This is a genomic window from Dyadobacter tibetensis Y620-1 (assembly GCF_000566685.1).
Taxonomy (GTDB): domain Bacteria; phylum Bacteroidota; class Bacteroidia; order Cytophagales; family Spirosomataceae; genus Dyadobacter; species Dyadobacter tibetensis.
Genome location: NZ_AZQN01000019.1, coordinates 1 through 2,769 on the forward strand (window position 1 = coordinate 1; position 2,769 = coordinate 2,769).

The following is a 2,769-nucleotide window of genomic DNA, read 5'->3' on the forward strand; positions in this document are numbered from 1 at the left end:
TCAACTGTCAGATCTAGTGTTGGTTATTACAAATAACAACAGCTTTTTTATATCATTGTATGATCTTTTAAAGTGGCACGGTTTGACCGAAAACACTGGCATGGTCCCACCAAAATATCCAGATGACGGTTTACACTTGCTGCTAACGGTCTTGTGTATGAAATGTAGCGTATAAATAAACGCTGACTTTTCGGATTAAACACGAGCCGAATTTATATTTTTTATATTTATCTTTTAATTATTAAATATACAAAAATAAAAATTTGGCGGACTTAATAAATAAGCATAAACCTCTCGGAAGTCTTATAATAGCTATGTTTTATACACTTTGTTGGCGGTATGTGGCTTTCTGTTATCTGCTGTGTCTGCTGAAAAAATAAAAAAGTTGGGAAGGATAAATTTAATTAAACGATTGTCTATATTTCAAAGGCGACATTTCGGTTTTCTTTTTGAAAAGTCGGTTGAACGATTGTGGTTGTTCAAAACCTAATTCATAGGCAATTTCACTTACGGATAAATTTGTCGTTAAGAGTTTTTCTTTTGCTTTTCCAATGAGTTTTTCGTGAATGTGTTGTTGGGCGCTTTGTCCTGTTAGCAAACGCAACATATCGCTTAAATAATTTGCGGAATAATTGAGTTGATTAGCTAAATATTCAACTGTTGGTAATCCGCTATTTAAAGTTTCTGTGTTACTAAAATAATCGTTCAAAAGTGCTTCCATTTTTGAAAGCAAATCATTGTTTACAGCTTTTCTGGTAATAAATTGGCGTTCGTAAAAACGATTACAATAGTTCAATAGTAAATCAATTTGCGACAGAATAATATCTTGCGTGTGCTTATCAATATGCTGGTATTCTTTCTCTATTTTTTGAAAAATCTCAATAACATTCTGCTCTTCCTGTTGCGAAAGATGCAACGCTTCATTTAATGAATAAGAGAAATAGCCATAATTTTTGATTGTACTTTGCAATGGGTGTTTTTTAAAAAAATCAGGATGAAAAATTAATACATATCCTGTTCCAATGGATTCATAAGCATTAGTTGTATCTACTTCAACAGTTTGAACTTGTTTTGGTGCAATAAACGTCATTGTTCCCTTATCAAAGTCATAATATTGTTGCCCATATTTTACTTTGGATTGGATATTATTCTTCAGAGAAATCGTATAAAAATCTGTAGAAAAATGTTGCCACACACCAGAATTTATAACGTGTATTTCTGATACCAAAACCACACTTACCAATGGATGCAAAGGCGGTGGAATGGATAGTAACCGATGAAATTCGGATAAAGAGTTAATTGTCTGCATATCTGTATAAAATTCCAAAAATGATTAAAACAACAATTTCTATGGTTAGCCATAGTAATTGTTTTGAGAAAAACCCATCTAAAACAAACCCGAATAATCGGGCTACGATTATCCCCAAAGTTAGAAAAAACAATATTGCACAAACGGTTAATTTCCAATCACTCCATTGATTGTAAAAAATGAATAGAATACCCAAGCCAATTAGAAATCCCCATTTAACCCTCACTTCAATCATCTGATATGGGTTTTCGGGCAAATGGATTTTGCTAATTAAGTTTGGTTTATATGTTAGAACGCAACCTGAAACAAGAAATACGGTCCCAATTATTTTTAGAAATAGGTTCATTATTTCTGTGAAAGATTTTCGTGAAAGAATGGGATTAAATTATCCAACGCTTCTGCTGTTGCTTCGGGCTTGTCGTATAAATCATAATGACTTGCACCACTTACGATATGAATTTTTTTCTCTTTTGAAACAGCTTTGTTATATAAATCAAACCCATCTCTGTATGAACCAAAAGCACCGACCTTGTCGCCAACGATAACCAATAAGGGTTGTGTCAACAATACGTTGGCAAGATGAAAAGCGTCAAACTTTATTAAGTTCGCCATACTTGTAAAAAGTAATTTATTGTTTGCAGTCGGATATTCGCCTCTTGATGTTCTGTAATAATCAATAGCCTCTAACATATCCATATCGTTTATGCCTGCCTGTTTTGCTTCTTCGGCAGAATTGGGCGTCCAATTTGTAATCATCGGTTCTGCTCCGTTAGCCTCTGCTGTTCGTTGCGATAAAACAGCCTCTAATGTTTCTAAAAAGTTTATTTCTCTAAATGCTCTACCCGTATTAGTGCCTACAACTGTTCCAACTGCTTTTATTCGTTTTTCTGTCATTGCCGCATTGGCTGCATAGCCTCCACCTGCGCAAATACCTAATAAACCTATACGCTTTTCATTTATAAAGTTTAGTGTGGTAAGATAATCTACAGCATAGCATATATCCTCTACACGAGTAGTTGGGTCTTCCAAATATCTTGGCTCACCACCACTTTCTCCTTGAAATGAAGCATCATAAGCCAAAGCAATAAACCCTTTCTCAGCAAGCTTTTGGGCATATAAACCAGCGGTTTGTTCTTTTACACTACTCCCAGGATGAACGCAAACAATAGCGGGATAATTTTGTGATTCGTCAAAATTGTCAGGCAAATGAAGATTGGCTACTGTGTCCCAATTTCTGTTTTTGAATTTTACTTTTTGCATTGTTTTATTTTTTAAGTTTTACAATGCAAAACTCGTCCTTCTTTAAAAAGTAAATGTTTCCAAATCAAGGTTGATTGTAACCGAATCGGGGTTGAAGTATGGGGTTATGTGTTTCGTTTCTTTTGGCTGGTGTCTGCCTTTACCGCTAACGGGCAGGGCTTTGTGCAGGTGTGGAATTAGCATTCCGTCTGCCCGGAACC

At 35.0% G+C, this 2,769-nt stretch carries 3 protein-coding genes; all 3 read right to left on the reverse strand.

Annotation, left to right across the window (positions count from 1 at the left end; translation table 11 throughout):
• Positions 1–400 precede the first annotated feature (400 nt).
• Genes X939_RS0121825 through X939_RS0121835 form a run of 3 tightly spaced genes read right to left on the reverse strand, consistent with a single transcriptional unit; the run spans position 401 to position 2,569 of the window.
• The gene (locus X939_RS0121825; protein WP_025765390.1) at positions 401–1,309 is read right to left on the reverse strand and encodes a helix-turn-helix domain-containing protein; all 909 of its coding nucleotides are present in this window, start codon (positions 1,307–1,309) and stop codon (positions 401–403) included.
• Positions 1,296–1,655: a DUF4345 family protein gene (locus tag X939_RS24160; RefSeq protein ID WP_025765391.1), complete on the reverse strand. Its 360-nt coding sequence runs from the start codon at positions 1,653–1,655 to the stop codon at positions 1,296–1,298. Before X939_RS24160 ends, X939_RS0121825 begins: the two co-directional genes overlap by 14 nt.
• On the reverse strand, positions 1,655–2,569 hold the full coding sequence (locus X939_RS0121835; protein ID WP_025765392.1) for an alpha/beta hydrolase: 915 nt from the start codon (positions 2,567–2,569) through the stop codon (positions 1,655–1,657). The genes X939_RS24160 and X939_RS0121835 overlap by 1 nt, the downstream gene beginning before the upstream one ends.
• Between the last annotated feature and the right edge of the window lie 200 nt (positions 2,570–2,769).

Bases quoted from the DNA above. Each gene is read 5' to 3' on its own strand.
- X939_RS0121825 (WP_025765390.1), bottom strand. From the start codon at position 1,309: ATGCAGACAATTAACTCTTTATCCGAATTTCATCGGTTACTATCCATT.
- X939_RS0121835 (WP_025765392.1), bottom strand. From the start codon at position 2,569: ATGCAAAAAGTAAAATTCAAAAACAGAAATTGGGACACAGTAGCCAAT.
- X939_RS24160 (WP_025765391.1), bottom strand. From the start codon at position 1,655: ATGAACCTATTTCTAAAAATAATTGGGACCGTATTTCTTGTTTCAGGT.